We start from the raw sequence: 13,126 nt of genomic DNA, 5'->3' as shown, positions 1-13,126 counted from the left end.
CGCAATGACCAAGACACGAACGACTGACGGCATCGACGCGACCACGCGCCGTCGCTTCCTTAAGTCCGGCGGCGTGGCCCTGAGTGGAGTCGTTCTCGGCAGCGGCACCGCTGCCACGGCGGCTGGAACGGACAATCTGCCGCCCGACATTCCCGAATGGATGAAGGCGCCGGGCGAGCCGATGGGCAGTCAGCCCTATGGGGCGCCGTCGCCGTTCGAGAAGAACGTCGTCAAGAACATCTCGAAGAACCTCAAGCAGTACATCTCCGCTTCGGGCCGGACGCCGTTGCAGGAGCTCGACGGCATCATCACGCCGAACGGGCTGTTCTACGAGCGCCATCATGGCGGCGTGCCGACGATCGATCCGGCGCAGCACCGCCTGATGCTTCATGGCCTGGTCGAACGTTCCCTGATCTTCACCATGGACGACCTGCGGCGCTTTCCGTCGCAGTCGCGCATCCACTTCCTCGAATGCTCGGGCAATCCCGGCTACACGAAGCCTTACGGCAAGACCGCCTCCGACCTCGTGGGCCTCGTGAGTTGCGCCGAATGGACCGGCGTGAGCCTGAAGCTGGTGCTCGAGGAAGCCGGTCTCAAGCCGGACGCCAAATGGGTCGTGGCCGAAGGCGCCGACGCCGCGGCGCTGACGCGCAGCATCCCGATCGAGAAATGCCTCGAGGACGCCATGCTGGTCTACAGCCAGAACGGTGAGCGGCTGCGGCCGCAGCAAGGCTATCCGCTGCGGCTCTTCCTGCCCGGCTTCGAAGGCAACATGAGCGTGAAATGGCTGCGGCGCCTGCATGTGACGTCGGAGCCTACCTATTCGCGCGAGGAGACCTCGAAATACACCGACCTCTTGCCTGACGGCACCGCGCGCGAGTTCTCCTTCTACATGGAGGCCAAGTCGATCATCACGCGTCCCTCCGGCGGACAGCGCCTCGATGGGCCCGGCTTTCACGAGATCACCGGTATCGCCTGGAGCGGGCACGGCAAGATCGCCCGCGTGGAAGTGTCCATCGATGACGGCAAGAGCTGGCAGTCAGCGCAATTGCAGGAGCCGGTGCTGACGCGCGCATTGACGCGCTTCCGCTTTCCGTGGCGATGGGACGGCAAGCCGGCCGTGATCCAGAGCCGCGCCGTCGACGAGACCGGCTACGTCCAGCCGACGCTTGCCGAGCTCCTCGCCGTGCGCGGCGAGAACTATTTCTACCACAACAACGCGATCTGGCCCTGGCGCATCGCGGACGGCGGCGAGGTGACCAATGCGCTGGCGTGAATCCTGCGGCATCGCCGTCGCGGTCCTGCTCTGCGCTTGGACGAGCGGCGCGTCTGCGCAAAGTCCTTACGGCATCGGACGGCCGGCATTGCCCGCGGAGATCGCGGGCTGGAACATCGACATCGGACGCGACGGCAGCAATCTGCCTGAGGGCCGCGGCACGGTCAGTCGGGGAGGCGAGGTGTTCGCTCAGCAATGCGCGTCCTGCCATGGCGACAAAGGCGAGGGTGGCCTCGGCGATCGCCTCGTCGGCGGGCAGGGGACGATCGGCACAGCAAGGCCGATCCGCACTGTCGGCAGCTACTGGCCTTACGCGACGACGCTGTTCGACTACATCCGCCGCGCGATGCCGCAGAACGCGCCGCAGTCTCTCAGCAATGACGACGTCTATGCGGTGTCGGCCTATATCCTCAGCCTGAACGGACTGGTCGGCGCAGATGCGACGCTCGATGCCAAATCGCTCGCCGCGATCAAGATGCCGAACCGCGACAAGTTCGTTGGCGACGCGCGTCCCGACGTGAAGTGAGGTTGCGCGACGATTCCAGGGTTCCGCGGAACTCCGCCGCATGAGGCGGAACCACGCGCGACCTCATTGCATTAACCCATGAGAGGAAACAGCCCAGAGTGTTCGATGGCAACAAGCTTCACGAACTCCCTTGCTATGGCGCTTCGCCACCCCGGCGTGATTGCGCTGATCGTCGCAGGCCTCACCATCGCCGCGATGCTGCTCGTCGACCATGGCCCGTGGAGCCGGGCGAAGGCACAGCCTGCGCATGTCGCGATGTATCACACCACGGGTGAAGCCGCGCACGCCGCCGGCGCCATGGTGCTGCCGACCGATCCGAAGTCGCCAATCGAGCCCGTGCGACCGGGACCGAAGACGTCCCCAACCGTCAACCCCGTGACGCCTTAACCTTCACCTTTCGCCCTTCAGCTCTTGCGGCCGTAGCTGAGCAGCCCGCCGTGCGTCTTCGGCGGATGCGCGGCAAGCGCCTCCTCGTTCGGCTCGGTGCCCCAGCCCGGACGGTCCGGAATGACGAGATGGCCGTTCGCGATCTCGGGCTCGTGCGTGAACAGCTCGCGGTCCCACGCCAGGCGATCGATGTCGATCTCCATGATGCGCAGGTTCGGCACCGCGGCACAGAAATGCGCGTTCATCATCGAGCAGAGATGGCCGTAGAAATTATGCGGCGCGACGTTGACCTCGAAGGCTTCCGCGACTGAAGCAATCTTCATCGACTGCCAGACGCCGTTCCAGGGCGTGTCGATGATCGCGACGTCCATCGCCTGCTCGCGGAAATAGGGCAGGAATTCGCGTAAGCTGAGCAGCGTCTCGCAGGACGAGATCGGGTGCGGGCTCTGCCTCCTGATGTAGCCGAGCGCTTCCGGATTGAAGCTGTCGATCTCGACCCAGAACATGTCGATGTCCGCGATCGCGCGCAGGATCTTGAGGTAGCCTTCGGTCTTGGCGTTGAAGTTGCAGTCGAGCAGGATCTCGACATCGGGGCCGGCGCCGTCGCGGATCGCTTCGAGATGCATGTGCAGGTCGCGCAGGATTTTGCGGTCGACATTGATCTCGGGCAAGAATGGCGAGCCGAAGCCGGGCCGCCAGCCCGTCGGCTTGCCGTCGTCATAGGAGAAGATGTTGGTCTTGAGTGCTGTGAACTTTTTCTCGCGCACCTCGCGCCCCATGGCCTTGACGCCGTCGAGGCTTTCGATCGGCGGCTTGTACCAGGACGGATGATTGATCCGCCACGTCGCGCAATGCGACCAGTACACGCGCACGCGGTCGCGGATCTTGCCGCCGAGGAGCTCGTAGCAGGGCACGCCGAGACATTTGGCCTTGGCATCGAGCAGCGCGTTCTCGATCGCGCCCAGCGCCTGCGCCACCACGCCGCCGGCGGCCGGCCGCGTCGCCGCGAACAGCTCGGCATGGATGCGCTCGTGCTGGAAGACGTTTTGCCCGATGACGCGGCTCGAGAGCCGCTGGATCGCAGCACCGACGCCCGGCGAGCCAAAGCCCTCGTCGAACTCGCTCCAGCCGACGATGCCGTCTTCCGTCGTCAGCTTGACGAAATGGTAGTTTCGCCAGCCGGCATCGCAGGCGAGGATTTCGAGGTTCACAGCTTTCGATGAATTCGTCATGTCGCTCCCCGGCGGCTGCTTGTTGAGCCTTTGATCTCGGCGCAAATGCTTTGCGTTTGTCGCGCTTGATTTGTTAAGCCAAGGCGCGAGCCCCGTGAAGCGATGGAGGCGCGCAGCGCATATGCAGTCGCGTCGTTTTTGCGGCGCGGCAAGGCTGTCGGACAAGGCTGCCGGAAAGGCTGGGGATGGCCATGATGTTTCCGGGGATCGCCGCGAAATCGCGCCGGCTTCTTTCCGTTTTGGCCACAATCGACCCCAACGATCAGCCCCATGCAAGCCTTGGCGGTTATATCGATTCTGGCGCTGCTCACCTTGGGTGGGGCAGCCATTTCCGACCAGATTCTCACGGCGGATCAGCAAATCGTGCAGAGGGTTGAGTAAGGAGCACGATCAAGCGAAGGCGCATTGTCTATGGGGGATGACAGATGCTTTCGGTGGACCAGTTTCTGAGACTGATCAGCGTGCCCGCCGTGTTCGTGGCTTTCATCATTGCATCGCAGATTTCGGCGGCCCTGACCTCGAACTGAGCCACCTCAAGCGACGAGGGAAGAGCCGAGCAGCGCCACGACCGCGAGCGCCATCAGCGCCGTGCCGAGCCAGCCGAGTGCGATCAGCCATGTCCGCGCCCTGAAGGCGCCCATGACGCCGGCGTTCGAGACGATCAGCATCATCATCACCATGATGGGGACGGCGACGATGCCGTTGAGCACGGCGCTCCACACCAGCATGTGGATGGAATCGATGCCGGTGAAGCCGAGCGAGAAGCCGATGACGGTGGCGGCCGCGATGATCGTGTAGAAGCCGACGGCTTCGTCCGGCTTCGCTTCCAGCGTGGCGCGCCAGCCGAAGATCTCCGCAACGCCATAGGCCGCCGAGCCCGCCAGCACCGGGATCGCCAGGAGGCCCGTGCCGATGATGCCGAGCGCGAACAGCAGGAAGGTGAAATCGCCGGCGAGCGGCCGCAGCGCTTCGGCGGCTTCCGTCGCCGAATTGATTTTGGTCACGCCATTGGCGTGCAGCACGGACGCCGTGGTCAGGATGATGAAGAAGGCGATGCCGTTCGAGAGCAGCATGCCGAGCGTGGTGTCGGCCCTGATGCGCGTCAGCTCGGGATCCCCCGTGCGCGGCGCCTTCGTCAGGGGCTGGCGGTGTTTGTGGTTCATCTCCTCGACCTCCTGGGACGCCTGCCAGAAGAAGAGATAGGGGCTGATGGTGGTGCCGAGCACGGCGACCACCATCAGGAAATAATCGGCGCTGAGGTTGGCCCGCGGCCAGACCGCCGCGAGCAGCGCCGTGCTCCAGGGGATGTTCACGGTGAAGGCGGTCGCGACATAGGCGAACAGCGACAGCGTCAGGAATTTCAGCACCGGCGTGTAGCGGCGATAGGGCACGAAGACCTGGAGCAGGGTCGAGGACGCCGCGAAGATCAGCGCGTGCTCGTGGTTCAGCCCGCCGATGACGAGCGAGAGCGCCTCCGCCATCGCGGCGATGTCGGCGGCGATGTTGAACGTGTTCGCGGCAACCAGCATGGCCACCAGCGCCAGCACCAGCCAGCGCGGCACGAGCTTCATGACGTTGGCCGCAAGCCCCTTGCCGGTGACCCGGCCGATCCGCGCGCTGACGAGCTGGATCGCGATCATGAACGGCAGGGTGAGAAACACCGTCCAGAGCAGGCCATAGCCGAACTGCGCGCCGGCCTGCGAATAGGTGGCGATGCCCGACGGATCGTCGTCGGCCGCCCCCGTGATCAGACCGGGCCCCAGCCGTTTCAGCACCATCCGCAGGGATCTTGGCGGTGCGCGAAGGATGGAGTCGGTCATGGAGGGCGGTGTCTCGCGTCGGGGCGCCTTTTCGAATTCTCCCGGCTAACTCGGGTTAGGGAGGAAAAGTTCCCGCTGTCTGCTCAATGCCTAGTTCGGATTGTCAGTATTTAAGGTTGACACGTCGGGCAAATCACCTGTAAACAGGCATCATCGCAAAAATCGTCGAGCCCGTGCCGTCACCGGTCGCGGGCTTTGTTGTTGAGGCGGGGGCGGAGATGGCGGACTATCGGACGCTGACGAACATACCCCAGGCGGCCGCGAGGCCTGCGCCTGTAACAACATAAATGGGGTTGTCGCAGAAGGCGCTTCCGTAAGTACACACGGCGGCACCAAACGAGCCGATCTCGTGGTGGCTCGCGGAATAGAACAGGCCTGACAGGCCAAGCAGTGCACCGGCGACGTAGTACATCGATCTCCTCCTCGATGGATTTCAACCGTCGGGCCGCCGCTCAACGCTTGATCCTTCAGTCACTCGACAACATCGGAGAGGGTGGCGTGAAGAAGTTTCATTCCGCCAAATTCGACTCAATGCATTTTAGATAAAGTTTGACACGTTGGGGCAATCACCGGCTGAATGGCATCATCGAAAGAGTTCGCCTCAACCGCGCGGAGAAATCCGCTGCGGTTTTTTCGTTTGATGAGCGAGATCATGCAGAGCGCACACGAGGGAGTCGAAGTCCAATGCGAAATTGACGATCGGTCGTTTGCTCGCTGAGCCGACTATTCCGCTCACCCCGGCGAACTAACTTGAGAGGGGGCCACCTGTTGACATGGTTCTCGTTTTGTTCCATAGGAGATCTTAGTTCTACCTGCGAGTGAAAATGTGATCAGCAATGAGTAGTTCGTCTCTCGCCTTTGTTCTGCTGGACAATCCGACAACCCCGGACATGTCGGCCGTCGCCAAAGCTCTTCGCACACGGTATCCCGAATTGCCGGTGGAGATGGTGACGGACAACGGCCCGGCAGGAGCCCGCCAAAATCCTGCGAGTTCGCCGGTGATTCGCTGTGGTGATGAACTCGTCGCGGTGATGTCGATGCCGGCGCCCATACCGCAGGACCCGGGCCTATGGTCGCGTACTGCCACCACCTGGCCGGACGGCAAGACGATTGCGGCGCGGCATCGAGGTCATCTGATCGTTTCAGTGCTTGGGAAAGGCCAGCAGCCGCTGCCCGCCGCGCGTCTCAGCACCGCCGTCATCGGCGCGCTAATTGCAGTCGTCCCGGAATGCTGCGGCGTGGTGTGGGGCGGCAAGGTTGCGCGGCCTGCGAAGCTTTGGCTCGAGATGTCCAGCCGGTCCTTTGCGCCGTTTCCCGACTATCCCTTCACGCTGTGGCTCGACGTCCTTCCGTTTCGTTCAGGTGCGGGGATCGGCGCGGTAACGATGGGGCTTGCGGCATTCGCCGGACGTGAGATCGAATTCGAGACTACGAAGCTGCCGTTTCCAACGATGATCGACAAGGTGGCAGGCCTTGCCGCCTATCTCGTCGAGCACGGAAACGTGGTCAAGGACGGCGACACCTTTGGTGGCGATGAACGCGAGCGCTTCGCGGTCCGTTACAAGGACTCCGAGCGGTTTGGCGGGATGCCCGTCTTTTCTTGCGTGGCGGCTTGAGGCTCTCAGCAAGACTTGCGTCGACAATGATAGCATTCAAGTCATCTAGGTCCCCACGAGAAGATCAACTATGACTGATCCCTCGACCAAGAAGCGCTCGTCGAAAGCGAAGGCGCGAAAGTTTTACATGATGGACCCCGACTACAGGTTTGAGACATGTCCTGGATGGGAGATGAAGAACCTGGCGCTGCTGACCAACGGGGGCCGCGTACTTTTTGCTCCCCCGGAGCGGGGCTTTCGGCAATTTCCCGAGCCGCCGCGCCTATTGATCGATAGATCTCTTGGACGCGCGCCAGTCGATTGTGAGCGGTTTCACGACTACTGGCTTGTGTCGGACCGGATGAAAACCGTCCTTGAGTCGGTGGATCGTGCCGGAGTCGCATTTGTGAAATGCGAGACCGGCTACCGGGGCGGTAGCGCGGGGCCAGTCTACTGGTTGTGCGATGTTCTCCGCCTTCTGGACGCCGTTGACGAGGAAAAATCGCGCGTCAGAATTGAGTACGATTCCCCGATCACAAAGCATACAACCTAATGGGCGGCGCGAGTCTCTTCTTCAGAGATGAGATTGTAGGTTCGGCACATATCTTCAGACTGCGCTTCTTGTTCCCGCAAATCATCTGTGATCAGTCAATGAAGGACGCGTGCAAAGCAGCGGGCCTGAAAGGCATCCGCTTCAAGGATGCTGCCAAGCGTCGAGTTCGTCGATTGGCGCGTGATCGCGCTTCATAGGGCAGTCCCGCGTTTGGACAGAGTAAAAAGAAGGTCAACCGACAGTCTCGTGGCTTGGTTTGGCCTGCTACCGCTGCCCGCCGGCGTGCTCGAAACGCGTGTCTCGCAGTAAGGCTGGAAAGAAACCTAACGCTGCGTTCGATCATTCGCAATCAACGCAAGGTGAGATCGTTTCGTAAGACGACTGCTCCACCTAGCCTCATCGTCACGTTCTCTGTCGCATAGGCATCTGCGGCAATCGCATCGATCTAAAAACGCGGACGTTGGGAGGTCCCCAACGATCGGCCCATTTTGCCCACCCACAATCAGCGCGCGCATACGAGGCTGGCCGATCCGCTGAGCCTCTTGAAGCGAAACCGCAGATGATTCTGCCGACAGAATCCATTGAGACCTGAGCCGTCGCATGTTTCACTACCATCATATCCTGCCAAAACAGTTCGCAGACCACCGGGTTGTCAGATTTTTGAGCGATCTGTTCAACCGGGACGGCGTCGAAAATCTAATGGCATTGCCTTCCGAACAGTGGGTCGCAAATGATTTTGGTTCGAGCCCGCACACGGGCGGGCACCTCCAAACATACCACAATGGCTTCAAAGGATTCCTCGATCGCGTCGGTACATCGCCAGAGTTCGGAGAGGCCAGGGCCGGTGACGCAGCGGCGCGTGATCAGCTGTCTTCAAAATTGAAGGGATTGGTCGCTGCCGCCAAATACGCTCTCGCGAACAAGCATCTACTTGCCAACACGCCACTGGGAATGACGCCTGAGGATGCGAAAAAAATCAACGAAGACTGGTTTGAAAATTGGGAGGACTACGCCGAGAAGCATCACGACGAAATCCAGCAGATGCGCGACACGGTGGAGCAGCTGCATAGATTTGGTCAACTGGACCAAGCGGTGTTTTGGCCGCTTCTGTCGCCGACCAGCACTCTCAGTCTCGCGGATAAGATCGACATTCTACGGCGGCATCGAGACTCTCCTATCACGCAACAGTTCACGACGATCGGTCCGATTCCTGATCTTCCGGGCTTCGTTCCGTCTATCGTTGATACTCGCCTGCCAGGCTTCATCCCCCCTTCCTTGGATGGCCTGATCCAAAGGGAAGGTTTCATGCGACATGATCCGTCCGTGACTTACGGACTGCCCGGGTTTCCTGTGTCCAATCCCGCATTGCAAGGGCTTGGGCCGTTGCCACCGAGCATCGCCATGCCACAAGCTCCCCAGGTTCTCCAATTCAACCAGGAGACCGGGCGGCCTCTGACGTTTTCCGATGGATCGCCGGTCTTCGGGCCCGCTCCCTCCGCCACGTCCACGGCCGTTGGTCGAGCGGCTCTCGCTGGGACGGCCGCGGCAGGTGCTGGGATGGTGGCACTCTCCGTTCCTGCGCTATGGCCGACGTTGCCGCTGTCGGCGAGGTTGGCCATGCTGGGAATCTTTGGGACCACCGCGAGCGCTCCTGCCGTTGCAGGCGACGCTGCAAGCAGCGCCGGGGCCGCCGGTGGAGGCGCCTTCTCAACGGGCACGGCTCCGTACAACGCATTCAACACCAGCTCTTCTGCTTCCAACACGAGCACCAGCGGCGGCAACCCTCGCGGATCTCTGTTCGGGCCGCCGCTGGTCGAGAGCAAACCGCTCGAACAAGAACCGGATCCCGTCAATACTTTTGCTGATCGCTTCGGAAACTGGATCGACACGTCGGCGGGCACGATGCCTGCTCAGGCGTCGCCCTCGCTTGGGGGGCCGGCTCCCGGCGCGGCGGGAGCCGTCGCTCCTGAAGATGTTCGGCGGTTGACGCGCGTGAACGCGTCGAACTCAGCCAACGCGTTCGCGTCGGGTACCTCGCCCATCCAGTACCTGCCTTCTTCGGAGTTCAACGACCGTTTTGGTAATTGGAGCTTGCCGCCAGGCGATCGACAGTCGCCGCAAGCAAGCAGGCCAGTTGGCGCCTTCGCTCATGATCCAGTCTATTCCATCCAGCCGCCGATCTGGGGATTGGAGGATCCTCGCGGCCCGCAGAATGATGCCGAAGAATGGTTCTCGCGTTGGATACGGCCGCTTATGCGTCAGGACCGAATGGATTGAGAACCACCCTAGCACATGAACGACGGCGTCTACCGTCTGCGTGAGTTGAATTGATCGTTGACACGTCGGGCAAATCACCGGCAGAACGGCATCATCGAAAGAGCTCGCATCAACCCGCGCGGAGAAATCCGCCTGCGGGTTTTTTCATCTCGATTTTCGTGATTGGAGCGTGGCAGCGCGCCGCGTCTCGTTTCAGTTGAGTCGGGCTCTCACAGAGCGCTTCACCGCATCGCCACCGTCTTCGATCTGCTTACGAGCCCGACTACATCTTTTCTGCGCCTCAGGCTTGGCATCCTGAACACGCGGTGATGAGGTGGCCATCCCGACTTCGCGTTGAAATGGGCAGAATAAGATGAGCGACAAACAGCCAAATTCGATTCCGAGGCGTCCCAGAGCGCGCAAGCGCAAATTCTACGTGATTGGTCCCGATTACCGGGTTGGCGGCAAGCCGGGCTTCCGGTTGGAGGACAACAACATCCTTCCGCGGGGCCATTATCATCTGCCCCCTTTTGATAAGCCGCCCCGCTTTGTGTTTGACAAAAGGGCAGGTGACTTGCCGCGCGATCTGGAGAGTTATTATGGATTTTGGCTGGTCTCCGACAGGACCAAGGCGGTGCTGGAAGCCGTCGATCCGAAAGGATTCTCCTTCGCGTTGTGCGATGTGCGAATCCCCAACGGTGTTTACGAGGGGCCCCGGTACTGGTTTTGTGACGTCCTTCGTGTTCTCGATGCGCTGGATGAAGCAACGTCGCGTTTGAAGATCGAAATGCTTGATGACGTCCGCTATCGCCGCTTCGGCGAGAAGTTCTACAATTTTTCGGGTGGCGCTGAACTAGTCTTCAGGGAAGACGTGGTCGGCGACGCGCATGCCTTCCGAATGGCCTATCGCGGATCGACCGTCATATGCGACCAGGTGATGAAGGATGCCTGCAAGTCGGCGGGTCTAAAAAGAATATGGTTTGAAGACGCCTCGAAGCTTTGAATTGACTCAGCGAGACGTAGGTTTTGGAAACAACATATGTCGATCCTTTTGATCATCACATTATCCCGCAACAGTTGGCTGACCATGACGTGTTTCGCGACATCGACTCCGAGATGTTCGATATAGATTCTCCTGGCAATCGAATCTATTTTGCCAGCGGATAGTGAGCTTGCAGCGAATATGGATCTATCGCGGCATCCCAGCAGGCACGTATCAACCTATACTAGAGCTGTTAGGGAGGCTCTCGAAAAGATCAAGGAGACAGAGGACCCGAGCGCCCGCGCCGCAGAGATCAAGAACCTGATCGACGCCATGAGGGTCGGATTCGCCAATGGCGATCTCCACACGAACGTCGGTGCAGGCAAGACGCGGGAGGACGTTGACAACGGAATAAAGAAAGTCTTCGCCGACCACAAACGCTATCTCGCAGAACGGCCAGATCAGCTTCAGGCGATCAGAGATCTCGAACGGAAGGCAGCCGCTGCCGGACAGGATCATCTGATCCAATGGTCCGCTATCCTTGGCAATGCCGTAAGGGAGAGGTTGCTGCAATTACAAAGAATCCCGGAGTCAATGTAACTGAGGGAAATAAGAACCTGGGTGGAACGCCTTGGTATTCTAAGTTTAGCACCGCCGATCCCAATGCATACCTTTATCCCACTCCCGGATCGGTACCGCTTAACGCTGAGCACTTCGCGCCGCTGCCGGGCTTCAGTTCGCCTTCGCTTGACGGTGTAGATCAAGCAGAAGGATTTACGCAGCACGATCCAGCGCCGACCTACGGATTGCCCGGATTTCCAGTATCCAATCCCGCCCTGCAAGGCCTTGGGCCGTTGCCTCCGAGCGTCGCCACGCCACAAAGTCCGCAGATCCTGCAATTTAATCAGGAGACCGGGCGGCCTCTGACGTTTTCAGATGGATCGCCGGTCTTCGGGCCCGCTCCCTCCGCCACGTCCACGGCCGTTGGTCGAGCGGCTCTCGCTGGGACGGCCGCGGCAGGTGCTGGGATGGTGGCACTCTCCGTTCCTGCGCTATGGCCGACGTTGCCGCTGTGGGCGAGGTTGGCTGCGCTGGGAACGCACCGCCCATCCCTTACTTGCCTTCTTCGGAGTTCAACGATCGTTTTGGCGGTTGGAGCTTGTCGCCAGGCGACCGACAGTCGCCGCAAGCAAGCAGGCCAGTTGGCGCCTTCGCGGATGATCCAGCCTATTCCATCCCGCCGCCGATTTGGGGATTGGAGGATCCTCGCGGCGCGCAGAATGATGTCGAGGAATGGTTCTCGCGCTGGATACGGCCGCTTATGCGGCAGGACCGAATGGATTGAATACCACGCTGCGCACACGAACGACGGCGTCTGCCGTCTGCGTCAGTTGAACTGATCGTTGACACGTCGGGCAAATCACCCCGCAGAATGGCATCATCGAGAGAGTTCACATCAACCCGCGCGGAGAAATCGGCCGCGGGTTTTTTGTGGTGATACCAACCATGCGGCGCTGGGCTCCTTTTGGCTGGTGATTTGGGGCCGAGGGCTTTCAATACGAGAGCGGACCAACATGCGGCTAAGCCGCGACGGCCGCTTTTGACCCATAGCGGGCTCGCGCAGGCTTTCCACAGGATTAGGCGACCCTATCTTGCGCCAGGCCCATGCTGTAGTTTAGCGCCCGCGCGCGTGGGTCTGAGACCGGTGCCCTCCGGCTCCAACCGCCGACCCAGGAAGGATCGAGAGATGACGTACGCAATCTCCACAAGGCTGGCACCTTCATTGATTGGCCTTGCGACTGCGGCGTTTCTCGCGCTTGGTGGATCGACGCCGGCTTTTGCCCAGGATGCGGTTGTCGCAACGCTTCCTCAGGACATTCATTTCGAGGGACCCGCCGGAGCGGTGGGAATCGCCACCCTGTACGGCGACCCGAAAAAGGCGGGAGTATTTTCGGAACGGGTGAGAATCCCAGCTGGCTTCAAGATCATGCCGCATTGGCATGGTGAGACTCGAACGGCCATCGTTCTGTCCGGCACCTTGTATTACGCGAACGGTGATCAGTGGGATGAAAGTAAATTCAAGGCCTACCCACCCGGCTCGCTCTTGATTGAACCAGCGAAAATCTCCCATTACGCGACGGCAAAGGACGGCGAGGTGGTTCTTCAAGCGACGAGCATCGGTCCGAGCAGCACCGTCAAGATTGAACAAGCGAAGAAGTAGGTTAGCGGTGGCGCACGCCTCAGCCTGAAATTTCGCTCCTGATCCATCGCCGCAAATCTGACACGTCCCGCCGGCGTCCGCTTTCGGGCGCCGAGCCGACTAGATTCGCTCACACAGAGTTTCTCGCCTTTTTGACCCAAACCGGACGTCAGAGTCATGTGGATATTAAGGTGTATAGTGCGTGACACAATTTGTGGTTAGGCTAGCACCCACACACCGATCGCCGAAAAGGACCGCACTTTTCAACGAGCGGAGCAATTGGTGGAGAGCAAGATTTA

The 13,126-nt window shown here is 60.6% G+C and carries 11 protein-coding genes and 1 pseudogene; 8 read left to right on the top strand and 4 right to left on the bottom strand.

Annotated elements, in window-relative coordinates; all coding sequences use genetic code 11:
* Positions 1 to 4: 4 nt before the first annotated feature.
* The 3 genes from soxC to Q3C01_RS29625 all read left to right on the top strand — a co-directional run bounded on the left by soxC (position 5) and on the right by Q3C01_RS29625 (position 2,189).
* Positions 5 to 1,276, top strand: a complete 1,272-nt coding sequence (gene soxC, locus Q3C01_RS29635; RefSeq protein WP_458148829.1) for a sulfite dehydrogenase — start codon at positions 5 to 7, stop codon at positions 1,274 to 1,276.
* The gene (locus Q3C01_RS29630; protein WP_458148828.1) at positions 1,263 to 1,802 is read left to right on the top strand and encodes a c-type cytochrome; all 540 of its coding nucleotides are present in this window, start codon (positions 1,263 to 1,265) and stop codon (positions 1,800 to 1,802) included. The genes soxC and Q3C01_RS29630 overlap by 14 nt, the downstream gene beginning before the upstream one ends.
* Before the next feature lie 105 nt (positions 1,803 to 1,907).
* A complete protein-coding gene (locus Q3C01_RS29625; protein ID WP_458148827.1) occupies positions 1,908 to 2,189 on the top strand; it encodes a hypothetical protein in 282 nt (93 codons plus the stop codon).
* A 17-nt stretch (positions 2,190 to 2,206) separates the two neighbouring features.
* On the opposite strand, the gene Q3C01_RS29620 is transcribed toward Q3C01_RS29625, so the two are convergent.
* The 3 genes from Q3C01_RS29620 to Q3C01_RS29610 form a co-directional block, all read right to left on the bottom strand.
* Positions 2,207 to 3,421, bottom strand: coding sequence for a mandelate racemase/muconate lactonizing enzyme family protein (locus tag Q3C01_RS29620; RefSeq protein WP_458148826.1), 1,215 nt, complete (start codon positions 3,419 to 3,421; stop codon positions 2,207 to 2,209).
* Positions 3,422 to 3,954: 533 nt separating this feature from the next.
* Positions 3,955 to 5,241, bottom strand: a complete 1,287-nt coding sequence (locus tag Q3C01_RS29615; protein WP_458148825.1) for an NRAMP family divalent metal transporter — start codon at positions 5,239 to 5,241, stop codon at positions 3,955 to 3,957.
* 226 nt (positions 5,242 to 5,467) lie between these two features.
* Positions 5,468 to 5,653, bottom strand: a complete 186-nt coding sequence (locus Q3C01_RS29610) for a hypothetical protein (RefSeq protein ID WP_458148824.1) — start codon at positions 5,651 to 5,653, stop codon at positions 5,468 to 5,470.
* 478 nt (positions 5,654 to 6,131) lie between these two features.
* Here Q3C01_RS29610 and Q3C01_RS29605 point away from each other — a divergent pair, with 478 nt between their 5' ends.
* The 4 genes and pseudogenes from Q3C01_RS29605 (at position 6,132) to Q3C01_RS29590 (ending at position 10,648) form a co-directional block, all read left to right on the top strand.
* Positions 6,132 to 6,857 (top strand): DUF4261 domain-containing protein, encoded by a 726-nt coding sequence (locus Q3C01_RS29605; RefSeq protein WP_458148823.1) that lies wholly within the window; start codon positions 6,132 to 6,134, stop codon positions 6,855 to 6,857.
* A gap of 70 nt (positions 6,858 to 6,927) precedes the next feature.
* Positions 6,928 to 7,586: pseudogene (locus Q3C01_RS29600) on the top strand (imm11 family protein).
* A 403-nt stretch (positions 7,587 to 7,989) separates the two neighbouring features.
* Positions 7,990 to 9,666 carry a hypothetical protein gene (locus Q3C01_RS29595; protein ID WP_458148822.1) on the top strand — a complete coding sequence of 559 codons (1,677 nt, stop codon included), beginning with the start codon at positions 7,990 to 7,992 and terminating at the stop codon, positions 9,664 to 9,666.
* Between the two features lie 352 nt (positions 9,667 to 10,018).
* Positions 10,019 to 10,648 (top strand): imm11 family protein, encoded by a 630-nt coding sequence (locus tag Q3C01_RS29590; protein WP_458148821.1) that lies wholly within the window; start codon positions 10,019 to 10,021, stop codon positions 10,646 to 10,648.
* A gap of 213 nt (positions 10,649 to 10,861) precedes the next feature.
* Here the strand turns inward: Q3C01_RS29590 and Q3C01_RS29585 are convergent, their stop codons facing one another.
* Positions 10,862 to 11,155: a hypothetical protein gene (locus Q3C01_RS29585; protein WP_458148820.1), complete on the bottom strand. Its 294-nt coding sequence runs from the start codon at positions 11,153 to 11,155 to the stop codon at positions 10,862 to 10,864.
* Between the two features lie 1,219 nt (positions 11,156 to 12,374).
* Between Q3C01_RS29585 and Q3C01_RS29580 the strand changes: the two genes are divergently transcribed.
* Entirely contained in the window at positions 12,375 to 12,848 is a 474-nt protein-coding gene (locus tag Q3C01_RS29580) for a cupin domain-containing protein (protein WP_458148819.1), read from the top strand.
* Positions 12,849 to 13,126 lie beyond the last annotated feature (278 nt).

Source organism: Bradyrhizobium sp. UFLA05-109 (assembly GCF_054185165.1).
This window is presented reverse-complemented; position numbering and strand designations above follow the sequence as displayed.

Excerpts from the sequence above, each read along its gene's own strand:
- soxC (WP_458148829.1), top strand. The coding sequence starts at position 5 with ATGACCAAGACACGAACGACTGACGGCATCGACGCGACCACGCGCCGT.
- Q3C01_RS29630 (WP_458148828.1), top strand. The coding sequence starts at position 1,263 with ATGCGCTGGCGTGAATCCTGCGGCATCGCCGTCGCGGTCCTGCTCTGC.
- Q3C01_RS29625 (WP_458148827.1), top strand. The coding sequence starts at position 1,908 with ATGGCAACAAGCTTCACGAACTCCCTTGCTATGGCGCTTCGCCACCCC.
- Q3C01_RS29620 (WP_458148826.1), bottom strand. The coding sequence starts at position 3,421 with ATGACGAATTCATCGAAAGCTGTGAACCTCGAAATCCTCGCCTGCGAT.
- Q3C01_RS29615 (WP_458148825.1), bottom strand. The coding sequence starts at position 5,241 with ATGACCGACTCCATCCTTCGCGCACCGCCAAGATCCCTGCGGATGGTG.
- Q3C01_RS29610 (WP_458148824.1), bottom strand. The coding sequence starts at position 5,653 with ATGTACTACGTCGCCGGTGCACTGCTTGGCCTGTCAGGCCTGTTCTAT.
- Q3C01_RS29605 (WP_458148823.1), top strand. The coding sequence starts at position 6,132 with ATGTCGGCCGTCGCCAAAGCTCTTCGCACACGGTATCCCGAATTGCCG.
- Q3C01_RS29595 (WP_458148822.1), top strand. The coding sequence starts at position 7,990 with ATGTTTCACTACCATCATATCCTGCCAAAACAGTTCGCAGACCACCGG.
- Q3C01_RS29590 (WP_458148821.1), top strand. The coding sequence starts at position 10,019 with ATGAGCGACAAACAGCCAAATTCGATTCCGAGGCGTCCCAGAGCGCGC.
- Q3C01_RS29580 (WP_458148819.1), top strand. The coding sequence starts at position 12,375 with ATGACGTACGCAATCTCCACAAGGCTGGCACCTTCATTGATTGGCCTT.